This window comes from Kosakonia sp. S42 (assembly GCF_016624785.1).
GTDB classification, from domain to species: domain Bacteria; phylum Pseudomonadota; class Gammaproteobacteria; order Enterobacterales; family Enterobacteriaceae; genus Kosakonia; species Kosakonia cowanii.
Map to the genome: position 1 here is coordinate 27,948 of NZ_JACVTW010000009.1, position 25,019 is coordinate 52,966.

The window sequence follows — 25,019 nt, forward strand, 5'->3', positions numbered from 1 at the left end:
AGCGCCATCCGGAAACTTAATCAGCGGTTAACCTTCAGTTGCAGCGTATCCTGCGGTAAAACCGAATGGTGCCCAAACGCCTCGTCGACGGTCAGCGCGCTGAAGGGCAAGACGCCATAGGTCGGCTGATCAAGCTCGGCGCTCGACACCGCCGGGTAGCTCTGCGCCAGCTTGAGCGTTGCGGCGAGCGCCTTCTCTTTCTCCAACAGATAACCCACCAGGCTAATCTCATATTTACGGATATTCTCCACGTAGGCATACGCCTGATACCCGCGGGCATAGCCGTAGCGTAATTTGCTGTAGTAGGCCTTCTGGCTTAACAGCGGCAGGCGCTGTTTCACATCGGCCCAGCTATCCGGGTTGCCTTTGGTCTTCACCGTCAGCGCGCGGGCATCAAGCATATGCGCATAACCCATGTTGTAGGCCGCCAGCGCATACCAGATCTTCTCATCCTGCGGCACGCTGTCCGGCACTTTGCTCATCATATCCTGCAGATAGCGCGCGCCGCCGCTGATGCTCTGCTCGGCATCGGTTCTGTCGCTCAGCCCGAGACTCTGCGCCGTATTGCGGGTCAACATCATCAGCCCGCGCACGCCCGTCGGCGAGGTGGCCTGCGTGTCCCAGTGGGACTCCTGATAGGAAATTGCCGCTAACAGCTTCCAGTCGATCTGCTGCGCATACTTCTCAAACAGCGGCTGCAACTCTGGCAGCACGCTATCAACGGCGCGTAAAAAGGCGCGGGTATCAACATAATCAAAGCCATCGCCATGCCCGAGATACTTCTCTTCGAGCCTCGCAAGGATCCCCTCGCCATTAATGGTGTTGAAGAAATCGAGCATCGCCGCCGAAAGCGTGTTGTCGTCGTCGCGCTTGCTAAACCAGGTTACGGGTTGTTCATCAGAGATATCGAGCGCCACCGCCAGCTCCGGGTGAACGCGCTGGAAGAGGCTGATCGCCACCGAATCGGCGACGGTATAACTCAGTTTGCCGTCGACCACTTGCTGAAGCAGGGAGGTAGTGCCGAGTTTTTCATCCACCTTCCAGCTGAGATTGGGGTACTTCTTCTCTTTTATCTCGCGCAGATCGTCCAGCGCGACATGCCCGGGGGCAATGGTCAACTGGCTCTCATTCACTTCCGCCAGCGTACGCGGGCGATAGCTGCCGACGCGATAGACAAGTTGTTGAGAAACGGAGTAGTAGACCGGCCCGGTCTGGTAGCTTTTGACGCGCTCATTGTTATAGACCAGCCCGGCGGCGAGCATATCGGCGTTATCGTGATCGAGGTCGTCAAACAGCTGGCTGATGTTCTGGCGCACGGTGATTTTGAGTTTCACGCCGAGGTAGTCGGCAAACTGCTGCGCCAGCTCGTAATCGAGGCCGTAATTTTTGCCGTTGATGGAGGTGTAAGTAAGCGGCGTCGAAATGGTACTGATGCGCAGCTCCCCGCGCGCCTGGATAGCCGCGATGCGGTTATCGGCTTTGCCAAACCAGGGGACTGATGGCCACAGCGCCGCTGCCAGCAGCAGGGTGACAATGCCGATGAGCAGATAATTAATCTGAAATCTTTTCAAGGAGTTAATTCTCTGCGCCGTACTTTGCCTCAAAAGGTTTTCGCAATCACAGCAAGGGGATTGCTGCTGATTTAGCGGCATTCTGCGTAACTAAACGGCAGTTGGCAACAAATTACAGCATTCGGCCACAGCTATTGCTAAAAATCGCCAGCGCTTTTTATTTCCACGCAAACGGTTTCGTCGCGCCTCAGGATTCTCTATAATGACGCCCGTTTTCCCCTGGTGCACACTTTAAGCGTCCCCGACGCTTCGTAATCGAAGACGAGAGACTTATGATGGAAATTCTGCGTGGTTCGCCTGCCCTGTCCGCATTCCGTATTAACAAACTGCTGGCGCGGTTTCAGGCCACCAACCTGCCGGTGAGCAATATTTATGCCGAATATACTCACTTTGCCGACCTTAACGCGGCGCTCACCGAAGAAGAGTACGCCCGGCTCCAGCGCCTGCTGAAATATGGTCCAAGCCTTAGCAGCCACACCCCAACCGGAAAATTACTGCTCGTCACTCCTCGTCCCGGCACCATCTCTCCCTGGTCATCGAAAGCTACCGACATCGCCCACAACTGCGGTCTGGAAAAGATCAACCGCCTTGAGCGCGGCGTGGCGTACTACGTTGAAGCCGCCAGCCTGACCGACGCCCAGTGGCAAGAGGTCGCGGCGCAGCTGCATGACCGCATGATGGAGAGCGTATTTAACGCTGAAGCGGACGCCGCGCGTCTGTTTGAGCACCACCAGCCCGCGCCGGTACAGAGCGTGGATCTGCTGGGCGAAGGCCGCCAGGCGCTGATTGACGCCAACCTGCGTCTCGGCCTGGCGCTGGCGGAAGATGAGATCGATTACCTGCACGACGCCTTTACGCGCCTGGGGCGCAACCCGAACGATATCGAACTCTATATGTTCGCCCAGGCGAACTCGGAGCACTGCCGTCACAAAATCTTCAACGCCGACTGGGTGATTGACGGGCAGCCGCAGCCGAAGTCGCTGTTCAAAATGATTAAAAACACCTTTGAGAAGACGCCGGACTTTGTGCTCTCTGCCTACAAAGATAACGCGGCGGTGATGGAAGGTTCCGCGGTTGGTCGTTTCTATGCCGATCGCGCTGAAGGTCGCTACGATTTCCACCAGGAGCCGACCCATATTTTGATGAAGGTGGAGACGCACAACCACCCGACCGCCATTTCACCGTGGCCGGGCGCAGCAACCGGCTCCGGCGGCGAGATCCGCGATGAGGGCGCAACCGGGCGCGGCGCGAAGCCGAAAGCGGGTCTGGTCGGTTTCTCCGTCTCCAACCTGCGTATTCCCGGCTTCGAGCAGCCGTGGGAAGAGGATTTCGGCAAGCCGGAGCGCATCGTTACCGCGCTCGATATCATGACCGACGGCCCGCTGGGCGGCGCGGCATTCAACAACGAATTTGGCCGTCCGGCGCTGAACGGCTACTTCCGTACCTATGAAGAGAAGGTCAACAGCCACAACGGCGAAGAGCTGCGCGGCTACCACAAGCCGATCATGCTGGCAGGCGGGATCGGCAACATTCGTGAAGATCATGTGCAGAAAGGCGAGATCGTGGTTGGCGCCAAGCTGATCGTGCTCGGCGGCCCGGCGATGAATATCGGCCTGGGCGGCGGCGCGGCCTCGTCAATGGCATCCGGTCAGTCCGATGCCGATCTCGACTTCGCCTCGGTGCAGCGCGATAACCCGGAGATGGAGCGTCGTTGCCAGGAGGTGATTGACCGCTGCTGGCAGCTGGGCGAAGCCAACCCGATCCTCTTTATTCACGATGTCGGCGCGGGCGGTCTCTCTAACGCCATGCCAGAGCTGGTGAGCGATGGCGGTCGCGGCGGCCGCTTTGAGCTGCGCGATATTCTGAGCGACGAACCAGGCATGAGCCCGCTGGAGATCTGGTGTAACGAATCCCAGGAGCGTTATGTGCTGGCGGTGGCGGCGGATCAACTGCCGCTGTTTGACGAACTTTGCCGCCGCGAGCGCGCACCCTACGCGGTGATTGGTGACGCGACCGAAGAGCAGCACTTAACGCTGAACGACAGCCACTTCGACAACCAGCCAATCGATATGCCGCTGGATGTGCTGCTTGGCAAGACGCCGAAGATGACGCGCGATGTCGCGACGCGCCAGGCGACCGGCGACAGCTTCAACACTCACGGTATTACCGTGGCTGACGCGGTAAACCGCGTGCTGCACCTGCCGACCGTGGCGGAGAAAACCTTCCTTGTCACCATTGGCGACCGTACGGTTACCGGCATGGTGGCGCGTGACCAGATGGTCGGCCCGTGGCAGATCCCGGTTGCTAACTGCGCGGTGACTACCGCCAGCCTGGACAGCTACTACGGCGAAGCAATGGCGCTCGGCGAACGCGCTCCGGTGGCGCTGCTCGACTTTGCCGCCTCGGCGCGGCTGGCGGTCGGCGAAGCGTTGACCAACATCGCGGCGACGCACATCGGCGATATCAAGCGCATCAAACTCTCCGCCAACTGGATGGCCGCAGCTGGTCACCCGGGTGAAGATGCCGGTCTCTATGCGGCGGTGAAAGCGGTGGGCGAAGAGCTGTGTCCGGCGCTCGGTCTGACCATCCCGGTGGGTAAAGACTCGATGTCGATGAAGACCCGCTGGCAGGAGGGGAGCGAGCAGCGCGAAATGACGTCGCCGCTGTCGCTGGTGATCACCGCCTTTGCCCGCGTTGAAGATGTGCGCCACACCGTGACGCCGCAGCTCTCCACCGACGACAACGCCCTGCTGTTAATCGATCTCGGCAAGGGCAGCAACGCGCTTGGCGCAACGGCACTGGCGCAGGTCTACCGCCAGCTGGGCGACAAACCGGCGGATGTGCGTAACGTCGAGCAGCTGAAAGGCTTCTATGACGCGATTCAGGCGCTGGTGGCAGAGAGAAAACTGCTGGCCTATCACGACCGTTCTGATGGCGGTCTGCTGGTGACGCTGGCAGAGATGGCCTTTACCGGCCACTGCGGCGTGAATGTCGATATCGCTGCGCTGGGCAACGATCGTCTGGCGGCGCTGTTTAATGAAGAGCTGGGCGCGGTGATTCAGGTGCGCGCAGCCGACCGCGAAGCAGTGGAGAGCGTGCTGGCGGCCTACGGTTTAAGCGACGTTGTGCACTATCTTGGCCGCGCTGTCGAAGGCGATCGCTTTGTGATCGAAGCGGACGGTCAGCCGGTGTTCAGCGAAAGCCGCACCACGCTGCGTATGTGGTGGGCGGAAACCACCTGGCAGATGCAGCGCCTGCGCGATAACCCGGAGTGCGCGGATCAGGAGCACGAGGCGAAAGCCAACGACAACGATCCGGGCCTCAACGTCAAACTGACGTTTGATATCAACGACGATATCGCGGCACCGTTTATTGCCACCGGCGCGCGACCGAAAGTCGCCGTGCTGCGTGAGCAGGGCGTCAACTCCCACGTGGAGATGGCGGCGGCGTTCCACCGCGCCGGGTTTGACGCGGTTGACGTCCACATGAGCGATCTGCTGGCCGGGCGCAGCGGGCTGGAGAACGTCCACGCGCTGGTCGCCTGCGGCGGCTTCTCCTATGGCGACGTGCTGGGCGCGGGCGAAGGCTGGGCGAAATCAATTCTCTTTAATGAGCGTGTGCGTGACGAGTTCGAAACCTTCTTCCACCGTCCGCAAACCCTGGCGCTGGGTGTCTGTAACGGCTGCCAGATGATGTCGAACCTGCGTGAGCTGATTCCGGGCAGCGAATTGTGGCCGCGCTTTGTGCGTAACCACTCCGATCGCTTCGAGGCGCGTTTCAGCCTGGTGGAAGTGACGCAGAGCCCGTCACTGCTGCTCAATGGCATGGTCGGGTCGCATATGCCTATCGCCGTCTCGCACGGTGAAGGGCGTGTCGAAGTGCGTGACGCCGCCCATCTGGCACAGCTCGAAAGTAAAGGGCTGGTGGCGCTGCGCTATGTCGATAACAGCGGCAGCGTGACTGAGCGCTACCCGGCAAACCCGAACGGCTCGCCGAACGGTATTACCGCCGTGACCAGCGAAAGCGGGCGCGTCACCATCATGATGCCGCACCCGGAGCGTGTTTTCCGCACCGTTGCCAACTCCTGGCACCCGGAAAACTGGGGCGAAGACAGCCCGTGGATGCGTATCTTCCGCAATGCCCGTAAGCAGCTCGGCTAAACCGACGCGGCAGTAAAACAGGCCCTCTTCCTTAACCGGGAAGGGGGCTTTTTTGATCGGGTGCTAAATGTGTCGGCTTTTCCCGACATCAGAGGATTATCACTGTCTCTAAAAGGAGACATTTATCTGTTTGATTTTAATGGTGATAATTTATGGGCTGATGGAGTGTTGCTAAATAGCGACAGAGCGATGAAATGTTGCGCACTTCGCAAAATCGATAAATATTGATAAATACCATGATAATCAACAGATTAAAATATTTCGTGGTAACCTGGCATAATACGTGCATAATTATAGCCAGTGGCTCATTCACCCTCTTATGTCAGCCCCTTCGGGACGCGCTACATAAACCTTCGAATGACGCACTTAAAGGTGCCTGCCGTCCACCTGCTGATAATTGCGTAGCTTTATCAGACCTCGGGCGAAACGTCGAGTTAGGCACCGCCTAATTACATAACAAAGCCGGGCTTTTGCCCGGCTTTGTTGTTCTTTACCCCGTCACTCAGCTAGCATCTCTGTACCTTATCCTGCGAGAGTACCGCCTTGAAACGCTGGCCCGCTTTTCCCCGCTCCTTACGCCAACTGGTTATGATGGCGTTCCTGCTTATTTTACTGCCGCTGCTGGTGTTAGCCTGGCAAGCCTGGCAGAGCCTCAATGCGCTCAGCGCCCAGGCCCTGTTAACTAACCGCACGACGCTGATTGACGCCCGCCGCAGTGAAGCGATGACCAACGCCGCGCTGGAGATGGAGCGCAGCTACCGCCAGTACTGCGTGCTGGATGACGCTACCCTTGAGCGGGTCTATCAGAATCAGCGCAAGCGCTACAGCGAGATGCTGGAGGCCCATGCCGGTGTTTTACCCGATGACAGACTCTACCAGGCGCTGCGCCAGGATCTGAACGATCTCGCCCAGTTGCAGTGCGCCAACAGCGGCCCGTCACCTGCCGCCTCTGCGCAACTGGAGGCGTTTGCGGCGGCAAATACCGAGATGGTGCAGTCGACCCGCGCCGTGGTCTTCTCGCGCGGGCAGCAGCTCCAGCTGGAGATCGCCGAGCGCGGTCAGTTCTTCGGCTGGCAGGCGCTGGTGCTCTTTTTAGTCAGCCTGGCGCTGATGCTGCTCTTTACCCGCATGATTATCGGCCCGGTGAAGGGTATCGAGCGGATGATTAACCGGCTGGGGGAGGGGCGTCCACTGGCGCAAAGCGTGGTGTTTAGCGGCCCGCGCGAGCTGCGCTACGTCGGCGAGCGCATTATCTGGCTGAGCGAACGGCTGGCGTGGCTTGAGTCGCAGCGCCACCAGTTTTTACGCCATATCTCCCATGAGCTGAAAACGCCGCTCGCCAGCATGCGCGAAGGCACAGAGCTGCTTGCCGACCAGGTGGTCGGGCCGCTTTCGCCGGAGCAGAAAGAGGTGGTTGAGATCCTCGATGCCAGCAGCCGCAACCTGCAAAAATTGATTGAGCAGCTGCTGGATTACAACCGCAAGCTGGCCGGCGGATCGGTCGAGCTGGAAGCGGTAGAGCTGGCACCGCTGGTGGAGATGGTGCTCTCCGCGCACAGCCTGCCAGCGCGAGCTAAAATGATGCATACCGAAATCGCTCTCGATGCGACGACCTGCCAGGCAGAGCCGATGCTGCTGATGAGCGTGCTGGATAATCTTTACTCCAACGCGGTGCACTATGGGGCTGAATCCGGTACCATTCGTCTCCACAGTTATAGTACCGGCGCACGGTTGCGCATTGACGTAGCGAATACCGGCACCCCAATCCCCGAGGCGGAGCGCGAGATGATTTTTGAGCCCTTCTTTCAGGGAAGCCACCAACGCAAAGGCGCGGTGAAAGGCAGCGGGCTGGGGTTGAGCATCGCCAGAGACTGTATCCGCAGAATGCAGGGTGAACTGCATCTGGTAACGGACTGCAAGGACGATGTCTGTTTCCGTATTGAGCTACCGCTTGTCGCGCCGGAAAAATCAACGCAATGAATATAAATCTGGTGAGTATGTCGCATCTCTTTTCCCGCGTGGTCAACGCGATGACACAGCAATCGGGCTGGCTGCGCGCGCTTCCTTGCCTGCTACTGGCAGGCTGCGTGACGCAAACGCCGCCAAGCGCCATTCATGACAATAAAAAACCGCAGCTTCCCGATCGCCAACTGGCCGACTTTTTATTAACGGAATGCAACGATATCTGGACCCTGTCGGGGCAGAGTGTCGACAGCAACCCGCTGTTCTGGCTGCGCGGCATGGATTGCGCCCAGCGCTTGTCGCCCGCAGCGGCGCGCGCGGAAGCGCGTGCATGGTCGGATAACACCTGGCAGGCGACATTCCGCCGCGGTATTTTGCTCTCGAATGCCAAAATCTCGCCCCTTGAACGCCGTGACTATACCGATCGTCTCGATGCCTTAAGCCCGTCGATCCCGGCGCAGGTGCGCCCGCTGTTTGAGCTCTGGCGCGATGGCGAAAAAGCACAGTTGCAGTTAGCCGAAGAGCGCAGCCGCTACGCGAAATTGCAGCAGTCCGCCGACAGCGAACTCGACAAACTGCGTGCCCAGCAGCAATTCCTGCATGAGCAGCTTGATACCACCACCCGCAAGCTGGAAAACCTCACCGACATTGAACGGCGTCTCTCCATTCGCAAACCGGCGCCTGCCGATATGCCGGACAGCGCACATCCGGCGAAAAGCGATAGCGATCAGCAGGAGGCGAAACCATGACCAATCGCAAACCGGCGCATCTGCTGCTGGTAGATGACGATCCCGGCCTGCTGAAGCTGCTCGGGCTGCGCCTGACTAGCGAAGGCTACAGCATTGTCACCGCCGAAAGCGGGCAGGAGGGGTTACGCATTCTCGCGCGTGAGAAGGTCGATCTGGTGATAAGCGACCTGCGCATGGATGAGATGGATGGCATGCAGCTTTTTGCCGAGATCCAGCGCCTGCAGCCGGGCATGCCGGTAATTATTCTCACCGCGCACGGCTCGATCCCCGATGCCGTTGCCGCCACGCAGCAGGGCGTCTTCAGCTTTCTCACCAAGCCGGTGGATAAAGACGCGCTCTATAAAGCCATCGACGATGCGCTGGAGCACAGCGGCTCCGCCAGCGACGATCAGTGGCGTGAAACCATTGTTACCCGCAGCCCATTGATGTTGCGCCTGCTTGAACAGGCGCGGATGGTGGCGCAGTCCGACGTCAGCGTGCTGATTAACGGCCAGAGCGGCACCGGTAAAGAGGTGCTGGCGCAGGCGATCCACAACGCCAGCCCGCGCAGTAAAAACGCCTTTATCGCCATCAACTGCGGCGCGCTGCCGGAGCAGCTGCTGGAATCAGAACTCTTCGGTCACGCGCGCGGGGCTTTTACCGGCGCGGTAAGCAGCCGGGAAGGGCTGTTCCAGGCGGCAGAGGGCGGGACACTGTTTCTTGATGAGATTGGCGATATGCCGATCCCGCTACAAGTTAAATTGCTGCGTGTATTACAGGAGCGCAAGGTGCGCCCGCTCGGCAGCAACCGCGATATCGATATCAATGTGCGCATTATTTCGGCGACGCACCGCGATCTGCCAAAAGCGATGGCGCGCGGCGAGTTTCGTGAAGATCTCTACTATCGCCTGAACGTGGTCAGCCTGAAGATCCCGGCGCTGGCGGAGCGCGCGGAGGATATTCCGCTGCTTGCCAACCACCTGCTGCGCCAGTCTGCGGACCGCCATAAGCCGTTTGTGCGCGCCTTTTCCACCGATGCGATGAAGCGGCTGATGACCGCCAGCTGGCCTGGTAACGTGCGTCAGCTGGTGAACGTGATTGAGCAGTGCGTGGCGCTCACCTCGTCGCCAGTAATCAGCGATGCGCTGGTCGAGCAGGCGCTGGAAGGGGAGAACACCGCGCTGCCGACCTTTGTCGAAGCGCGTAACCAGTTTGAACTCAACTACCTGCGCAAGCTACTGCAAATCACTAAAGGCAACGTGACGCACGCCGCGCGGATGGCGGGGCGCAACCGTACCGAGTTTTACAAACTCCTCTCCCGCCATGAACTGGATGCCAATGACTTTAAAGAGTAAAGGCGAAATGATTATGGTACTGTGAGCAACCGATTACGATGCAGCAGACTGGCAAGAGCGTGTAAGGAACGACCATGAAAAAGATTGATGCGATTATTAAACCTTTCAAACTGGATGATGTGCGTGAAGCGCTGGCTGAAGTCGGCATCACCGGGATGACGGTAACGGAAGTGAAGGGTTTTGGTCGCCAGAAAGGCCACACCGAACTCTACCGTGGCGCAGAGTATATGGTGGATTTTCTGCCGAAGGTGAAGATTGAGATCGTGGTGGGCGACGACATTGTCGACACCTGCGTCGATACCATTATCCGTACCGCGCAGACCGGTAAAATCGGCGACGGCAAAATCTTCGTCTTTGACGTTGCTCGCGTAGTGCGTATTCGTACCGGCGAAGAAGACGACGCCGCCATCTGATCTTTCGCCCTCACCGCGCACGGTGAGGGCATCCTGCTTACAGCACCTTGTGCGGGCCGAAGCACTCATAGTGAATGCGATCGCGCTCAACGCCCAGCGTCACCAACTGCTCAGCCGCAAACTGCATAAACGCCACCGGCCCGCAGAGATAAAACTGCATCTCCCCGTCACTCACGCGATCTTTCATCTCCGTAAGCGCCATCAGCCCGGTGCTGTTAAACAGCTCTGCCTGCTCATCCGCTGCGTTTGGCTTGCGATACCAGACATGTTGATAAAAGTGCGGCAGGTTGGCGCCCAGCTCGCTTACCTCATCGGTAAAGGCATGTACCTCGCCGTTTTCCGCCGCATGGAACCAGTTAACCTGCGCGCGGTGATGTCTGTACGTCAGATGGTGCAGCATCGCCAGCATCGGCGTCTGACCCACGCCGGCGGAGATGAGCGATACCGGCGTTTGCGGGCTAACATCGAGGAAGAAATCACCGGCTGGCGCAGCAAGATAGACAACATCGCCAGGCTTTGCTTTATCGTGCAGCCAGTTTGAAACCTGGCCGCCGTTTTCACGCTTCACCGCAATTCGGTAGCTTTTGCCGTTTGGCTCGCGGGTGAGAGAGTACTGGCGGATCTCCTGATGGGGAAACCCTTCCGGCTTCAGCCATACGGCAAGGTACTGACCCGGCCGGTAATCGGCGATCGGCTGGCCGTCGACAGGCTCAAACTCAAAACTGGTGATCAGCGCGCTGCGCGGCACTCGCTCCACCAGGCGGAACGCGCGCGTCCCCTCCCAGCCGCCTTTTTTATCGGCGTGCTCGCGGTAAATCTCCGCTTCACGATTGATAAATACACCCGCCAGCACGCCGTAAGCTTTGCCCCACGCGTCCAGCACCTCTTGCCCCGGCTGGAACATCTCATCAATGGTCGCCAGCAGATGTTCGCCGACGATGTCATATTGCTGTGGTTGGATCTGGAAGCTGGTGTGCTTCTGGGCGATTTTTTCCACCGCTGGCAGCAGGGCGGGGAGATTGTCGATATTTGCGGCGTAAGCGGCAATGGCATTGAACAGCGCTTCACGCTGATCGCCGTTGCGCTGGTTGCTCATGTTGAAGATCTCTTTCAACTCGGGGTTGTGCTGAAACATCCGATCGTAGAAGTGAGCGGTCAGTTTCGGGCCGGTAGCAGCGAGCAACGGGAGGGTGGATTTAACGGTGGCGATGGTCTGAGCGTCGAGCATGATGGCTTCCTTCTAAACGTGCATTTTTAAAGTTGTATTTTATATGCATCTTATAACCGCCAGCCTAAGATTGTAAAGGGCGCAATGAAAGAGGGGTTATCTGACATGAGGAAGTTGCATCACAAAGCTGAAAAGAAATCCCTTTCCCGACCGAAGCCCGTTATTGCTCAAAGCCTTGTGTGACGGGCAGCCAATCGTTTGCGCAAAAACCTTTGTCAAGACCTGTTCTCAGAATTTTAATCAGTTATACTGTCAGCCGTTCCCGAATTCGGGCCCTCATTGAGAGTTGTTTTGTTAGCTGAGTCAGGAGATGCGGATGTTAAAGCGTGAAATGAACATTGCCGATTATGATGCCGAATTGTGGCAGGCTATGGAGCAGGAGAAAGTACGTCAGGAAGAGCACATTGAACTGATCGCCTCCGAAAACTACACCAGCCCGCGCGTTATGCAGGCGCAGGGATCTCAGCTGACGAACAAATATGCCGAGGGTTACCCGGGCAAGCGTTACTATGGCGGCTGTGAGTATGTCGATATCGTTGAACAGCTGGCGATTGACCGCGCGAAAGAGCTGTTTGGCGCGGATTATGCCAACGTTCAGCCGCACTCTGGCTCACAGGCTAACTTCGCCGTCTACACCACGCTGCTGGAGCCGGGCGATACCGTTCTCGGTATGAACCTGGCGCACGGCGGCCACCTGACTCACGGCTCCCCGGTTAACTTCTCCGGCAAACTCTACAACATCGTCCCTTACGGCATCGATGAAACGGGCCACATTGATTACAACGAACTCAATGAGCAGGCGCAAAAACATAAGCCGAAAATGATCATCGGCGGCTTCTCTGCTTACTCCGGCGTGGTTGACTGGGCCAAAATGCGCGAAATCGCCGACAGCATCGGCGCGTACCTGTTTGTCGATATGGCACACGTTGCCGGTCTGATTGCCGCTGGTGTCTATCCGAACCCGGTTCCGCATGCTCACGTTGTTACTACTACCACCCACAAAACCCTGGCGGGTCCGCGCGGCGGCCTGATCCTGGCGAAGGGCGGCAGCGAAGAGCTGTATAAAAAACTGAACTCTGCCGTCTTCCCTGGCGGCCAGGGCGGCCCGCTGATGCACGTTATCGCCGGTAAAGCGGTGGCGCTGAAAGAGGCGATGGAGCCAGAGTTCAAAACCTACCAGCAGCAGGTTGCGAAAAACGCCAAAGCGATGGTGGAAGTGTTCCTTGCACGCGGCTACAAAGTCGTTTCCGGCGGTACTGATAACCACCTGTTCCTGCTGGATCTGGTTGATAAAAACCTGACCGGTAAAGAAGCGGACGCCGCGCTGGGCCGTGCCAACATCACGGTTAACAAAAACAGCGTGCCGAACGATCCGAAGAGCCCGTTTGTCACCTCCGGTATCCGCGTCGGTACGCCGGCTGTGACCCGTCGCGGCTTCAAAGAAGCGGAAGTCAAAGAGCTGGCAGGCTGGATGTGTGACGTGCTGGACAGCATCAATGACGAAGCGGTAATCGAGCGCACCAAACAGAAAGTGCTGGATATCTGCGCCCGTTTCCCGGTTTACGCATAAGTTTCCGACATCAAAAAAGCCCGCTTCCTGTGAAGCGGGCTTTTTTTTGCCTGCTTGCCAGCGATGCATTCCGCCCGGCGCGTTTTAATGTTGCAAAACCTGCGCTTAGGCAAATTTGTTACCTGATTGTTGCTTGCCAGGCCAGGCGTTTGCCGCCAGACTAACGCTTCGATTCAGGAGGAAATCATGGTTCTGCAGTCAACGCGCTGGCTGGCGCTCGCTTATTTCACCTACTTTTTCAGTTACGGCATCTTCTTACCCTTCTGGGGCGTCTGGCTCAAAGGCGTCGGATTAACCCCGGAAATTATCGGTATGCTGCTTGGCGCCGGTCTCGTTGCCCGTTTTCTCGGTAGCCTGTTGATTGCCCCGCGCGTAAGCGACCCCTCCCGATTAATTACCGCCCTGCGCGTGCTGGCGCTGGCTACGCTTATCTTTGCGATGGCATTCTACGCCGGAAGCCATGTCGCCTGGCTGGCGGTGGTGATTGTCGGCTTTAACCTCTTCTTCTCGCCGCTGGTGCCGCTGACGGATGCGCTGGCGGGAACGTGGCAAAAACAGTTTCCGATGGATTATGGCCGCGTCAGGGTGTGGGGATCGATCGCCTTCGTGATTGGCTCGGCGCTGACCGGCAAACTGGTTAGCCTTTACGACTACCGGGCGATTCTGGTGATGCTGTCGCTGGGCACGGCCTCAATGCTGCTCGGCATGCTGCTGCGCCCGACGATCCTGCCGCAGGGTGAAAATCGCCAGCAGGATGGCGCAGGCTGGCCCGCCTGGCGCACGTTGATTGTGCAGAACTGGCGCTTTCTCGCCTGCGTTTCGTTGTTACAGGGTGCGCACGCGGCCTATTACGGCTTCAGCGCGATTTACTGGCAGTCGGTGGGCTACTCCGCCTCAACGGTGGGTTATTTGTGGTCACTGGGCGTGGTGGCGGAAGTGGTGATTTTTACGCTCAGCAACCGTCTGTTCCGCCGCTTCAGCGCGCGCGATCTGCTGCTGCTCTCCGCGGTGTGCGGGCTGGTTCGCTGGAGTCTGATGGGCTGGACCATTGCGCTGCCGTGGCTGGTTGTCGCGCAGATCCTGCACTGCGGCACCTTCACCGTTTGCCACCTGGCGGCCATGCGCTACATCTCCGCCCGGCAGGGCAGTGAGGTGATCCGGTTACAGGCGGTCTACTCCGCCGTGGCGATGGGCGGAAGTATTGCCCTGATGACGATGATCGCCGGTTTCCTCTTCGAACACCTGCATCAGGGGCTGTTCTTTATTATGGCGTTGCTGGCACTGCCAGCGCTGGTCCTGCGTCCAACGGTCGCCGCGCAGAAGGGGAGCCCTCAAGCATAATGCGAATATGCTCCTGCTGCTGCTCGCTCAGCAGCCCGTCGGTGTGGATCAGCGGCGCAGAGAAGAGCGGCAGCGGCGTGGTGTAAGGGGTGATGATAAGCGTCACATCTTTCGGCGCGCCCTCTTCGCGGAAGCTCTCCAGCGGCAAGTAACGAATGGTGAGCGGCAGCAGCGTTAACTCGCGCAGCTGCTGCTCAATCTCCTGCTCTCTGGCGCTGTCGTCGCCGGTAATCAGCATTAGCTGCTTCTCATGCAGATCGCTCTCCTGCATTAGCCAGGCACCGAAAATCACCGCCACCAGACCCGCTTCCTCATCGCTAAAGCGCAGTCCATACTCCGTCTCCAGCCCCTCTAATACCGTGCGAGTGGTGCGCATCAGGCGCGGGTAGAGCTGATTAATCTCTGCCGGCAACGTGTTATCGATGCCGATACCGAACAAACTGCGATCCAGTGCCTGGGCGAGGTGAATATAGAGCTGATTGGTCAGACCCTGCTCGTCGCTGAAATGCATGCCGGAGAGCTGGTGGAAGTGGGCAATCATCTGGCTGATGGCCAGGCGCAGGCGGTGATCCTGCTGATGATCGTCCTGGCTCGGATCGGGCGTACGCACCAGCATAAACAGCAGGGTTAAAAAGAGGTGCTCATTCTCATGGGCAGTAGCGGCGACGCGGCGCTGCCAGTGGCGAACGATATCCTGCGCCACCAGATACTCGGCGCGCATCTGCGCCCATGCTTGCTGCACGGGGTTAAATTCCGGCGAGTGGCCGCTATGATGCTGCAACAGGCAGTACTGCAAATAGAGACCCAAAAACTGGCGATCGCGACACTCAAACGAGCGTTTCAGGCGGCGCGAGCAGAGGTTGATCAACGCATGCAGATTAATATCGTCATAGAGTGTGCGCGCAATGCCCTGCTGTTTAAGCGCCGTTTTTAATGCGGGCGTAAAGTGTTCAGTAATAAATTGCGGGCAGAGGCGCAGGGCGCGGCGCAGCCAGTGCAGCAGGCACAGGCGCTGATCGAGCGGCGTGCCTTCGATGCGGTAACCGCCTTCACCGTAGGGAACGATGGAAAGCCGGTGGTAAAGTTGGATCTCGCTTTGCGTCTCCGCGATATCCTGCAGGGCTACGGTATCATCCACGCCATTAATGGCGCTGATGTTTTTCATGGTGATACCTTGTCCCGGCAGGGCAAGCAGCAGTAGCACCTGGCAGCGACGCTGCGGGCTGGAGAGCACAGATGGTGGGGTCAGCGTCATGGTCATCTGTCAGGGTCCAGTTAGGGTTGGGAAAAAGGGCTATTTGATAAGCGTAGTTAAAGGTATCTTGAGCGACAGCGCAGCCGCCGCATTTTCGACCAGGAATGCCGGGGAGCATCACAGAATTTTTCACGTGAGGAAGAGATGCAATTAGTTAAACAGTGGGTATTGGGGCTTTTTCTCGCGCTTTTATCGTTTTCTCTTATGGCGCACCCGCACAGCTTTATCGTGATGAAGACGCAACTGGTTAGCGCAAACGGTCAGTTTACCGGCCTGAAAATGCGCTGGACGATGGATGAGATCACCTCCGCAGACCTGCTCTATGACGCTGGTAACGCAAAGCCTGGCGAAGAGATCTGGAAAAAGCTGGCGGCGGAGGTGATGGCAAACGTGCTCGGCCAGCACTACTTTACCGAAGTGTGGCATAACGGGCAGAAGGTGAAGTTCCTCAACCGCCCGAGCGAGTATGGACTCGCGCGTGAGGCGCACCAGGCGGTGCTCACCTTTGTGCTGCCGCTGGCGGAGCCGCAGCCGCTGAAGGGGCAGAAATATACCTTCTCGACCTTCGATCCCACCTATTACGTGGATATGCGCTACGACAAAGAGAGCGATGTCACGCTGCCCGCGGCGCTGCAATCGAGCTGTAAAACCACGCTACATACACCGAAACCCGGCGAAGAGGTGCTGAGCTACGCGCAGTCGCTGGATAAGACCGACGCCCCGGAGGAGGATATGGAACTGGGTAAACAGTTTGCTCAAACGGTGACGCTGCTATGTCAGTAATCAGCCAACAGATGGCGCGCAAACGGCGCGTATTGCAGTGGTGGCCGCTGCTGCTGTTTATGGTGGTTGCCCTGTTCGGCGCACTCTGGCTCTGGCAGGCGTGGCCGCAGGTGGTGATGAGAAGCGCGCTCTGGCAGCGCGAAGTGAATATCCAGATGAGCACGCTGCTGAAAGCGGTGGCCGAAAACCCGACCAAAGCGGGTGGCACGCTGTTGCTGTTCAGCTTCGTCTATGGCGTGCTGCATGCGCTGGGGCCAGGTCATGGCAAAGTGGTGATCACCACCTGGCTTGCGACTCATCCCTCAAAATTAAAACCCGCTATCGGCCTGACGCTGGCATCCTCTCTGCTACAGGGGCTGGTGGCGATTTTACTGGTGGTTGTGGTGCTGAGCCTGCTGGCGCTGCCCGCCCGACAGTTGCACCTTAGCGGCTACTGGCTGGAGAAGGGGAGTTATCTGCTGGTCGGCGTGCTGGGGCTGCTGCTCTGCTGGCGCGCGCTTAAGCGCCTGCGTCAGCTGCTGCATGCGCCGAAGTTTCGCGCGTTTACGCCACATCATGTTCATCACGACAACTGCGGATGTGGTCATCAGCATTTGCCGACGCAGTCGCAGCTGCAAAACGGCGGTGACTGGCGCGCACGGCTGGTGATTGTTTTATCGATGGGTATGCGGCCCTGTTCCGGCGCCATTATGGTGCTGCTGTTCAGTAAAGTGATTGGCGTTTTCGCCTGGGGTGTGGCCTCTGCGCTGGCGATGGCTGCCGGGACCTCGCTGACCATCAGCGGGCTGGCGTTGCTGGTGCACGGCTTTCGCCAGCTGGCGGTGAAAATAAGCGGTAAGCGTGCGCCGGTGCTGTGGCGGCAGATTGGCTGGACGACATTAGCCTTAGCGGGTGGCGTGGTGCTGGTGAGTGCGGCGGTGGTGATGTGGATGAGCGCGCTCCCGCCGGGCGGCGGATTACGCCCCTTTTAATCGAGGACGGATACGAAGTGCGGCATTAGTTGCCGGATGCGGCGAAAACGCCTTATCCGGCCTGCGAACTGCGGGGTTCTGCTTTTGTTGCCGGATGGCGGCGTAAACGCCTTATCCGGCCTGATGAGCATGCTTTTGTAGGCCTGATAAGCGCAGCGCCATCAGGCAATTCACAAAACCCGGCCAGCGAGAGGATTAACGCTTCAGCGCGTCGCTCAGCTCTTCACGCATATTTGCCAGCATCGCTTTCACCACGCGCGGGTTACCGGCGACGAGGTTACCGGTCATCATATAGTTATGACCGCCGGTGAAATCGCACACCAGACCGCCCGCTTCGCGAACCAGCAGTTCACCTGCGGCGAAATCCCACGGCTTCAGGCCAATCTCAAAGAAACCATCAACGCGACCGGCGGCAACATAGGCCAGATCCAGCGCGGCAGAACCGGTGCGGCGGAAGTCCGCGCATTCGGTAAAGAGTTTGCCAATGATGTTGATATAGGTGGTTGCGTGCTGCTTCGCCTTGAACGGGAAGCCGGTCGCCAGAATGGTGCCATCCAGATCGCGAGCGGTGCTGCCGCGCAGGCGGTAACCGTTGAGCTGTGCGCCCTGGCCACGAGTGGCAGTGAAGAGTTCGTTACGCATCGGATCGTAAACGACCGCCACTTCGGTGCGACCTTTAATACGAACGGCGATTGATACCGCGAAGTGCGGCAGGCGTTTGATGAAGTTAGTAGTGCCATCCAGAGGATCGATAACCCATTGTACATCCGGGTCGGTGCCTTCGTGCTCGCCACTCTCTTCGGTGATGATGGTGTGTTGCGGGTAAGATTTGCGGATGGTGTCGATAATTACCGCTTCAGCAGCTTTATCAACGTTGGTCACGAAATCATTGCTGCCTTTCTGGCTGGTCTCTACGGTGTCAGGTGTTTCGTAGTTTTTGGCAATTAAATTACCCGCCTTGCGCGCAGCACGCACGGCGATATTCAGCATCGGATGCATCGATATCTCTCACTGGATGTTAAAGAACGGAAAACGGCGCGTATCATACCAGCGAATTCGAATTATGTCTCAGCTTTATGATAGTATCCGGCAATATTCTTTAGCCGTAGAAAACCTATGCTGCAAAATATCCGTATTGTCTTAGTTGAAACCTCCCATACCGGCAACATGGGCTCCGTTGCCCGTGCCATGAAAACCATGGGCTTAACCAATCTCTGGCTGGTTAACCCACTGGTCAAACCCGATTCACAGGCTATTGCGCTCGCCGCAGGTGCCAGCGATGTGATCGGCAATGCGCAGATCGTCGACACATTAGATGAAGCCTTAGCCGGTTGTAGCCTGGTGGTTGGCACCAGCGCGCGTTCACGCACGCTGCCGTGGCCGATGCTCGACCCGCGCGAATGCGGTCTGAAGAGCATCGGCGAAGCGGAACATGCACCGGTAGCGTTAGTGTTTGGCCGCGAGCGCGTTGGGCTTACCAATGAAGAGTTGCAGAAGTGCCACTATCACGTGGCGATTGCCGCCAACCCGGAGTACAGCTCGCTGAACCTGGCGATGGCGGTGCAGGTGATCGCCTATGAAGTGCGCATGGCGTGGCTGGCAAAGCAGGAGAGCGATGCGCCGACCGCTGAGCAGGAAGAGACGCCTTACCCGCTGGTCGACGATCTTGAGCGCTTCTACGGTCACCTGGAGCAGACGCTGCTCTCCACCGGTTTTATCCGTGAAAGCCACCCCGGCCAGGTGATGAATAAACTGCGCCGCCTCTTCACTCGCGCCCGTCCGGAGAGCCAGGAATTGAACATCCTGCGCGGCATTCTGGCGTCGATTGAGCAGAAGCAAAAAGGGTAATTCAGGCAACAAACCCTGTCCTGGCGGGCGGTTAAGCGAAGCGGTGAATACTTGACTAAAACAGTCAACTAAATAGTTGACCATTTTAGTCAGGAATGTCAGACTTGCGTCTGCTATGCAACGTTAACATTTTAATAATAAACCCCGGGCAGGGGCGAGTTTGAGGCTTGTAAGACATGAGACTGACATCTAAAGGGCGTTATGCCGTGACCGCAATGCTGGACGTTGCGCTCAACTCCGAATCGGGCCCGGTGCCGTTGGCTGATATTTCCGAGCGTCAGGGAATTTCCCTCTCCTACCTGGAGCAGCTCTTTTCCCGCCTGCGTAAAAACGGACTGGTTTCCAGCGTACGTGGTCCCGGCGGCGGTTATCTGCTGGGTAAAGATGCGAACAGCATCGCCGTCGGCGAAGTGATTAGCGCCGTTGACGAATCTGTCGATGCGACCCGTTGCCAGGGTAAAGGTGGCTGCCAGGGCGGCGATAAGTGCCTGACCCACGCGCTGTGGCGCGATCTGAGCGATCGCCTGACCGGTTTCCTGAACAACATCACCCTCGGTGAGCTGGTGAATAATCAGGAAATCCTCGACGTCTCTGACCGTCAGCACAGCAACGAATCCCATCGTAACACCCGTGGCCAGGACGCGATCGACGTTAAGCTGCGCGCATAATAATTAAACTGAATTCAGAATCGGGCCAGGGCATCGTCTGATGCCCTGTTAACACGGTCGTACATCCAGCCGGTTGCCTGATTCCTTGCATTAGAGCGATGTACGGAGTTTAAAGAGCAATGAAATTACCGATCTATCTCGACTACTCCGCAACCACGCCGGTGGATCCGCGTGTTGCCGAGAAAATGATGCAGTTTCTCACCCTGGACGGGACCTTTGGTAACCCTGCTTCCCGTTCGCACCGCTTCGGCTGGCAGGCTGAAGAGGCGGTAGATATCGCCCGCAACCAGATTGCTGAACTGGTCGGCGCTGACCCGCGCGAAATCGTCTTCACCTCCGGTGCAACCGAATCCGACAACCTGGCGATTAAAGGTGCTGCCAATTTCTACCAGAAAAAAGGCAAGCACATCATCACCAGCAAAACCGAACACAAAGCCGTGCTGGACACCTGTCGCCAGCTTGAGCGCGAAGGGTTTGAAGTGACTTACCTCGCCCCGCAGCGCAACGGCATTATCGATCTGAAAGAACTCGAAGCGGCGATGCGTGACGACACCATCATCGTCTCTATCATGCACGTGAATAACGAAATCGGCGTGGTGCAGGATATCGCGGCTATCGGCGAAATGTGCCGTGCGCGCGGCATTATCTACCACGTTGACGCTACCCAGAGCGTCGGCAAACTGCCGATCGATCTGAGCCAGCTGAAAGTCGATCTGATGTCCTTCTCCGGCCACAAAATCTACGGCCCGAAAGGTATCGGCGCACTCTACGTACAGCGTAAACCGCGTATCCGTATCGAAGCGCAGATGCACGGCGGCGGTCATGAACGCGGCATGCGTTCCGGCACGCTGCCTGTTCACCAGATCGTTGGCATGGGCGAAGCTTACCGTATCGCGAAAGAAGAGATGGAGAGCGAAATGGCGCGTCTGCGCGTGCTGCGCAACCGTCTGTGGAACGGCATCAACGATATCGAAGAAGTCTATCTGAACGGCGATCTTGAGCACGGCGCACCGAACATCCTCAACGTCAGCTTTAACTACGTTGAAGGCGAGTCGCTGATCATGGCGCTGAAAGATCTGGCTGTCTCTTCTGGTTCAGCCTGTACCTCTGCAAGCCTGGAACCGTCCTACGTGCTGCGCGCGTTGGGCATGAATGATGAACTGGCGCACAGCTCCATCCGTTTCTCTTTAGGGCGTTTCACCACTGAAGAAGAGATTGACTACACCATCGAGCTGGTCCGCAAATCCATCGGCCGTCTGCGCGATCTCTCTCCGCTGTGGGAGATGTTCAAGCAGGGCGTGGATCTCGAATCCATCGAATGGGCTCATCATTAATTTTAGGTTGCGCAAACAGGAGAATAAAAAATGGCTTATAGCGAAAAAGTAATCGATCACTACGAAAACCCGCGCAACGTTGGCTCGTTCGACAACGGCGACAACAGCATCGGTAGCGGCATGGTTGGCGCACCGGCGTGTGGCGACGTGATGAAACTGCAGATCAAAGTTAACGATAAAGGCATTATCGAAGACGCGCGTTTCAAAACTTACGGCTGTGGCTCTGCCATCGCGTCCAGCTCGCTGGTCACCGAGTGGGTGAAGGGCAAGTCTCTGGACGAAGCGCAGGCGATCAAGAACACCGATATCGCCGAAGAGCTGGAACTGCCGCCGGTTAAAATCCACTGCTCTATCCTGGCAGAAGATGCGATTAAAGCCGCGATTGCGGATTACAAAAGTAAACAAGACGCGAAATAAGGCAGGAGGTTGTTGTCATGTCCATTAGCCTCAGCGACAGTGCCGCCGCGCGAGTAAATGCCTTCCTGGCCAACCGTGGTAAAGGGTTTGGCCTGCGCCTGGGGGTGAGAACCTCCGGTTGTTCTGGTATGGCTTACGTGCTGGAATTTGTCGACGCACCGAACGAAGAAGATACGGTGTTCGAAGACAAAGGCGTGAAGGTAGTGGTTGACGGCAAAAGTCTGCAGTTCCTCGACGGCACTCAGCTGGACTTCGTAAAAGAAGGCCTCAACGAAGGGTTTAAGTTCACCAACCCGAACGTGAAAGATGAGTGCGGTTGCGGCGAAAGCTTCCACGTCTAATCGCCTCTGACGATGACCCCACCGCAGTCGCCTGCGCGTGGGGTTTGTTACGATTGCATACCCGGAATTGTTATGGATTACTTCACCCTCTTTGGGTTGCCGGCCCAGTACCCACTCGACACCCAGGCGCTGGCCACGCGTTTCCAGGATCTGCAACGGCAGTTCCACCCCGATCGCTTCGCCAGCCAGCCGCAGTCTGAGCAACTGGCCGCCGTACAGCAATCCGCGACCATCAACCAGGCATGGCAAACGTTGCGCCATCCGCTGCTGCGCGCAGAGTATCTGCTCTCGCTGCACGGCTTCGATCTGGCCTCTGAACAGCACACCGTGCGCGACACCGCTTTCCTGATGGAACAGCTGGAGCTGCGAGAAGAGCTGGATGAGATTGCCCAGGCTGAAGACGCCGCCCGTCTGGAAGCTTTTCAGGCGCGCATCAAAGGCATGTATGACGCCCGTCATCAGCAGATGGTTGAACAACTTGATGCACAAGCGTGGGAGACGGCGGCGGATACCGTGCGTAAACTACGTTTTCTCGATAAACTGCGCAGCTCAACAGAACAACTCGAAGAAAAACTGCTCGGTTTTTAAATTTCTGGAAGCACATCATGGCCTTATTACAAATCAGTGAACCGGGTCTGAGCGCCGCACCGCACCAGCGTCGGCTGGCGGCAGGCATCGACCTCGGGACCACCAACTCGCTGGTGGCGACGGTACGTAGCGGCCAGGCGGAAACGCTGGCCGACAGCGCCGGGCGCCATCTGCTCCCCTCTGTCGTCCACTATCAGGCCGAAAGCCACGTGGTGGGCTTTGATGCGCGCAACAACGCCGCGCTCGATTCGGTCAACACCATTAGCTCGGTAAAACGCCTGATGGGCCGCAGCCTTGCGGATATCCAGGCGCGCTATCCGCACCTGCCGTGGCAGTTCCAGGCGAGCGAAAACGGCCTGCCGATGATTGTCACCCGCGCCGGTCTGGTTAACCCGATCCGCGTCTCTGCCGATATCCTCAAAGCCCTTGCCGCCCGCGCGCAAGAATCGCTGGCGGGCGAGCTGGATGGCGTAGTGATCACCGTGCCTGCCTATTTCGATGATGCTCAGCGCCAGGGCACCAAAGACGCCGCGCGTCTGGCGGGCCTGCATGTGCTGCGCCTGCTGAACGAACCGACGGCGGCGGCGATCGCCTACGGTCTCGACTCCGGTAAAGAGGGCGTCATTGCCGTCTACGATCTCGGCGGCGGCACCTTCGATATCTCGATCCTGCGCCTGAGCCGCGGGGTGTTTGAAGTGCTGGCCACCGGCGGTGATTCCGCTCTCGGCGGCGACGATTTCGACCACCTGCTGGCGGACTTTATCTGCGAGCAGGCGGGCATCTCCGAACGCAGCGATGCCCGCCAGCAGCGCGAACTGCTGGATGCGGCGATTGCCGCCAAAATCGCCCTGAGCGATGCCGACCGCGTGGCGGTCAATGTGGCGGGCTGGCAGGGTGAAATCACCCGTGAACAGTTCGACGCATTAATCGCGCCGCTGGTAAAACGCACGCTGCTCTCCTGCCGCCGCGCCCTGAAAGATGCGGGCGTTGAAGCTGACGAGGTGCTGGAAGTGGTAATGGTCGGCGGTTCGACCCGCGTGCCGCTGGTGCGCGAACGCGTGGGCGAGTTTTTTGGCCGCACGCCGCTGACCTCCATCGACCCGGATAAAGTGGTCGCCATTGGCGCGGCTATCCAGGCCGATATTCTGGTCGGCAACAAGCCGGACAGCGAAATGCTGCTGCTGGACGTCATCCCGCTGTCGTTAGGGCTGGAGACCATGGGTGGCCTGGTTGAGAAGGTGATCCCGCGTAATACCACCATTCCGGTGGCGCGTGCGCAGGAGTTCACCACCTTCAAAGATGGGCAGACCGCGATGTCGATCCATGTGATGCAGGGCGAGCGTGAACTGGTGAGCGACTGCCGTTCGCTGGCGCGTTTCTCCCTGCGCGGCATTCCGGCAATGCCGGCTGGCGGGGCGCATATTCGCGTCACCTTCCAGGTGGATGCCGACGGTCTGCTGAGCGTCACGGCGATGGAAAAATCGACCGGCGTGGAAGCCTCCATCCAGGTGAAACCCTCGTACGGGCTGACCGACGGCGAAATCGCCGACATGATTAAAGACTCCATGAGTTTCGCCGAGCAGGACGTGAAAGCGCGCATGCTGGCGGAGCAGAAAGTGGAAGCCGCGCGCGTGCTGGAGAGTGTCACCAGCGCGATCGCCGCGGATGCCGCGCTGCTAAGCGCCGCAGAGCGGGCGGAGATCGACGAGGCGGTTGCGCAGTTGCGCGCGGTTGCCGAAACCGATGATACCGACGCCATCGAACACGCCATTAAAAATGTAGATAAACAAACCCAGGAATTCGCCGCGCGTCGTATGGATCAGTCCGTACGCAGCGCATTAAAAGGCCATTCCGTCGACGAGGTTTAATATGCCTAAAATTGTTTTTCTGCCTCATCAGGACCTCTGTCCGGATGGCGCAGTTCTGGAAGCAAAGAGCGGTGAAACGATTCTGGATGTCGCCCTGCGCGGCGGCATTGAGATTGAACACGCCTGTGAAAAATCCTGCGCCTGCACCACCTGCCACTGCGTGGTGCGTGAAGGGTTTAACTCGCTGCCGGAAAGCAGCGAAGACGAAGATGACATGCTGGATAAAGCCTGGGGTCTGGAGCCGGAGAGCCGTTTAGGCTGCCAGGCGCGCGTCACCGATGAAGATCTGGTGGTCGAGATCCCGCGTTACACCATCAACCACGCGCGGGAGCACTAAGATGGGGCTGAAGTGGACCGACAGCCGTGAAATCGGCGAAGCGCTGTATGACAGCCGCCCGGACGTTGACCCGACCACCGTACGTTTCACCGATATGCATCAGTGGATCTGCGAGCTGGAAGAGTTTGATGACGATCCGGCTGCATCGAATGAAAAAATTCTTGAAGCGATTCTGCTAGTCTGGTTAGACGAAGCAGCATAATCATCAAACGGGCTGCCTTAGGGTGGCCCGTTTTTATGGACACAACCGTTGGCCGGAGCAGGCATTTGCCCTCCGGCGA

At 58.1% G+C, this 25,019-nt stretch carries 21 protein-coding genes and 1 pseudogene; 18 read left to right on the forward strand and 4 right to left on the reverse strand.

All coding sequences use genetic code 11. The annotated features are described in order from the left end of the window. Positions 1-20: 20 nt before the first annotated feature. Entirely contained in the window at positions 21-1,571 is a 1,551-nt protein-coding gene (mltF, locus tag IAE50_RS12745) for a membrane-bound lytic murein transglycosylase MltF (RefSeq protein WP_232045290.1), read from the reverse strand. 329 nt (positions 1,572-1,900) lie between these two features. Between mltF and purL the strand changes: the two genes are divergently transcribed. The 5 genes from purL to glnB all read left to right on the forward strand — a co-directional run bounded on the left by purL (position 1,901) and on the right by glnB (position 10,189). Then, positions 1,901-5,731 carry a phosphoribosylformylglycinamidine synthase gene (gene purL, locus IAE50_RS12750; RefSeq protein ID WP_375287176.1) on the forward strand — a complete coding sequence of 1,277 codons (3,831 nt, stop codon included), beginning with the start codon at positions 1,901-1,903 and terminating at the stop codon, positions 5,729-5,731. 543 nt (positions 5,732-6,274) lie between these two features. Next, positions 6,275-7,711: a two component system sensor histidine kinase QseE/GlrK gene (gene qseE / locus IAE50_RS12755; RefSeq protein ID WP_200580411.1), complete on the forward strand. Its 1,437-nt coding sequence runs from the start codon at positions 6,275-6,277 to the stop codon at positions 7,709-7,711. Then, a complete protein-coding gene (gene qseG, locus IAE50_RS12760) occupies positions 7,708-8,442 on the forward strand; it encodes a two-component system QseEF-associated lipoprotein QseG (RefSeq protein ID WP_200134713.1) in 735 nt (244 codons plus the stop codon). The genes qseE and qseG overlap by 4 nt, the downstream gene beginning before the upstream one ends. Further along, positions 8,439-9,776: a two-component system response regulator GlrR gene (gene glrR, locus IAE50_RS12765; protein ID WP_023481176.1), complete on the forward strand. Its 1,338-nt coding sequence runs from the start codon at positions 8,439-8,441 to the stop codon at positions 9,774-9,776. The genes qseG and glrR overlap by 4 nt, the downstream gene beginning before the upstream one ends. 74 nt (positions 9,777-9,850) lie before the next feature. Next, positions 9,851-10,189: a nitrogen regulatory protein P-II gene (glnB, locus tag IAE50_RS12770; protein WP_023481188.1), complete on the forward strand. Its 339-nt coding sequence runs from the start codon at positions 9,851-9,853 to the stop codon at positions 10,187-10,189. A gap of 37 nt (positions 10,190-10,226) precedes the next feature. Here the strand turns inward: glnB and hmpA are convergent, their stop codons facing one another. After that, positions 10,227-11,417 (reverse strand): NO-inducible flavohemoprotein, encoded by a 1,191-nt coding sequence (gene hmpA, locus IAE50_RS12775; protein ID WP_200580412.1) that lies wholly within the window; start codon positions 11,415-11,417, stop codon positions 10,227-10,229. 316 nt (positions 11,418-11,733) lie between these two features. Here hmpA and glyA point away from each other — a divergent pair, with 316 nt between their 5' ends. Next, positions 11,734-12,987 carry a serine hydroxymethyltransferase gene (glyA, locus tag IAE50_RS12780; RefSeq protein ID WP_200580413.1) on the forward strand — a complete coding sequence of 418 codons (1,254 nt, stop codon included), beginning with the start codon at positions 11,734-11,736 and terminating at the stop codon, positions 12,985-12,987. A gap of 186 nt (positions 12,988-13,173) precedes the next feature. Further along, positions 13,174-14,328, forward strand: coding sequence for a 3-phenylpropionate MFS transporter (locus tag IAE50_RS12785; RefSeq protein ID WP_200580414.1), 1,155 nt, complete (start codon positions 13,174-13,176; stop codon positions 14,326-14,328). On the opposite strand, the pseudogene csiE reads toward IAE50_RS12785, so the two are convergent. Continuing rightward, positions 14,318-15,589 (reverse strand): annotated as a pseudogene (gene csiE / locus IAE50_RS12790) (stationary phase inducible protein CsiE); the annotation flags it as partial. The gene IAE50_RS12785 and the pseudogene csiE overlap by 11 nt on opposite strands. A 138-nt stretch (positions 15,590-15,727) precedes the next feature. Between csiE and IAE50_RS12795 the strand changes: the two are divergent. Then, positions 15,728-16,366 (forward strand): DUF1007 family protein, encoded by a 639-nt coding sequence (locus IAE50_RS12795; RefSeq protein ID WP_094421591.1) that lies wholly within the window; start codon positions 15,728-15,730, stop codon positions 16,364-16,366. Continuing rightward, positions 16,357-17,337, forward strand: coding sequence for a nickel/cobalt transporter (locus IAE50_RS12800; protein ID WP_094421589.1), 981 nt, complete (start codon positions 16,357-16,359; stop codon positions 17,335-17,337). The genes IAE50_RS12795 and IAE50_RS12800 overlap by 10 nt, the downstream gene beginning before the upstream one ends. A 195-nt stretch (positions 17,338-17,532) precedes the next feature. Here the strand turns inward: IAE50_RS12800 and suhB are convergent, their stop codons facing one another. After that, entirely contained in the window at positions 17,533-18,336 is an 804-nt protein-coding gene (suhB, locus tag IAE50_RS12805) for an inositol-1-monophosphatase (RefSeq protein ID WP_023481152.1), read from the reverse strand. 117 nt (positions 18,337-18,453) lie between these two features. Between suhB and trmJ the strand changes: the two genes are divergently transcribed. The 9 genes from trmJ to iscX all read left to right on the forward strand — a co-directional run bounded on the left by trmJ (position 18,454) and on the right by iscX (position 24,940). Further along, entirely contained in the window at positions 18,454-19,185 is a 732-nt protein-coding gene (gene trmJ, locus IAE50_RS12810) for a tRNA (cytosine(32)/uridine(32)-2'-O)-methyltransferase TrmJ (protein ID WP_042711559.1), read from the forward strand. Between the two features lie 176 nt (positions 19,186-19,361). Next, positions 19,362-19,853 (forward strand): Fe-S cluster assembly transcriptional regulator IscR, encoded by a 492-nt coding sequence (gene iscR / locus IAE50_RS12815; protein WP_023481145.1) that lies wholly within the window; start codon positions 19,362-19,364, stop codon positions 19,851-19,853. A gap of 119 nt (positions 19,854-19,972) precedes the next feature. Then, positions 19,973-21,187, forward strand: coding sequence for a cysteine desulfurase (gene iscS / locus IAE50_RS12820; RefSeq protein ID WP_023481252.1), 1,215 nt, complete (start codon positions 19,973-19,975; stop codon positions 21,185-21,187). Positions 21,188-21,217: 30 nt separating this feature from the next. Further along, positions 21,218-21,604, forward strand: a complete 387-nt coding sequence (iscU, locus tag IAE50_RS12825) for a Fe-S cluster assembly scaffold IscU (protein ID WP_023481244.1) — start codon at positions 21,218-21,220, stop codon at positions 21,602-21,604. Positions 21,605-21,621: 17 nt separating this feature from the next. After that, positions 21,622-21,945, forward strand: a complete 324-nt coding sequence (gene iscA / locus IAE50_RS12830; protein WP_200580416.1) for an iron-sulfur cluster assembly protein IscA — start codon at positions 21,622-21,624, stop codon at positions 21,943-21,945. A 72-nt stretch (positions 21,946-22,017) separates the two neighbouring features. Continuing rightward, positions 22,018-22,533 (forward strand): co-chaperone HscB, encoded by a 516-nt coding sequence (gene hscB / locus IAE50_RS12835; protein ID WP_124967581.1) that lies wholly within the window; start codon positions 22,018-22,020, stop codon positions 22,531-22,533. Between the two features lie 17 nt (positions 22,534-22,550). Next, positions 22,551-24,401 carry a Fe-S protein assembly chaperone HscA gene (gene hscA, locus IAE50_RS12840; RefSeq protein WP_054803487.1) on the forward strand — a complete coding sequence of 617 codons (1,851 nt, stop codon included), beginning with the start codon at positions 22,551-22,553 and terminating at the stop codon, positions 24,399-24,401. A gap of 1 nt (position 24,402) precedes the next feature. Further along, a complete protein-coding gene (gene fdx, locus IAE50_RS12845; protein ID WP_200580417.1) occupies positions 24,403-24,738 on the forward strand; it encodes an ISC system 2Fe-2S type ferredoxin in 336 nt (111 codons plus the stop codon). A gap of 1 nt (position 24,739) precedes the next feature. Continuing rightward, entirely contained in the window at positions 24,740-24,940 is a 201-nt protein-coding gene (gene iscX / locus IAE50_RS12850) for a Fe-S cluster assembly protein IscX (protein ID WP_023481246.1), read from the forward strand. The last annotated feature ends 79 nt before the right edge of the window (positions 24,941-25,019 follow it).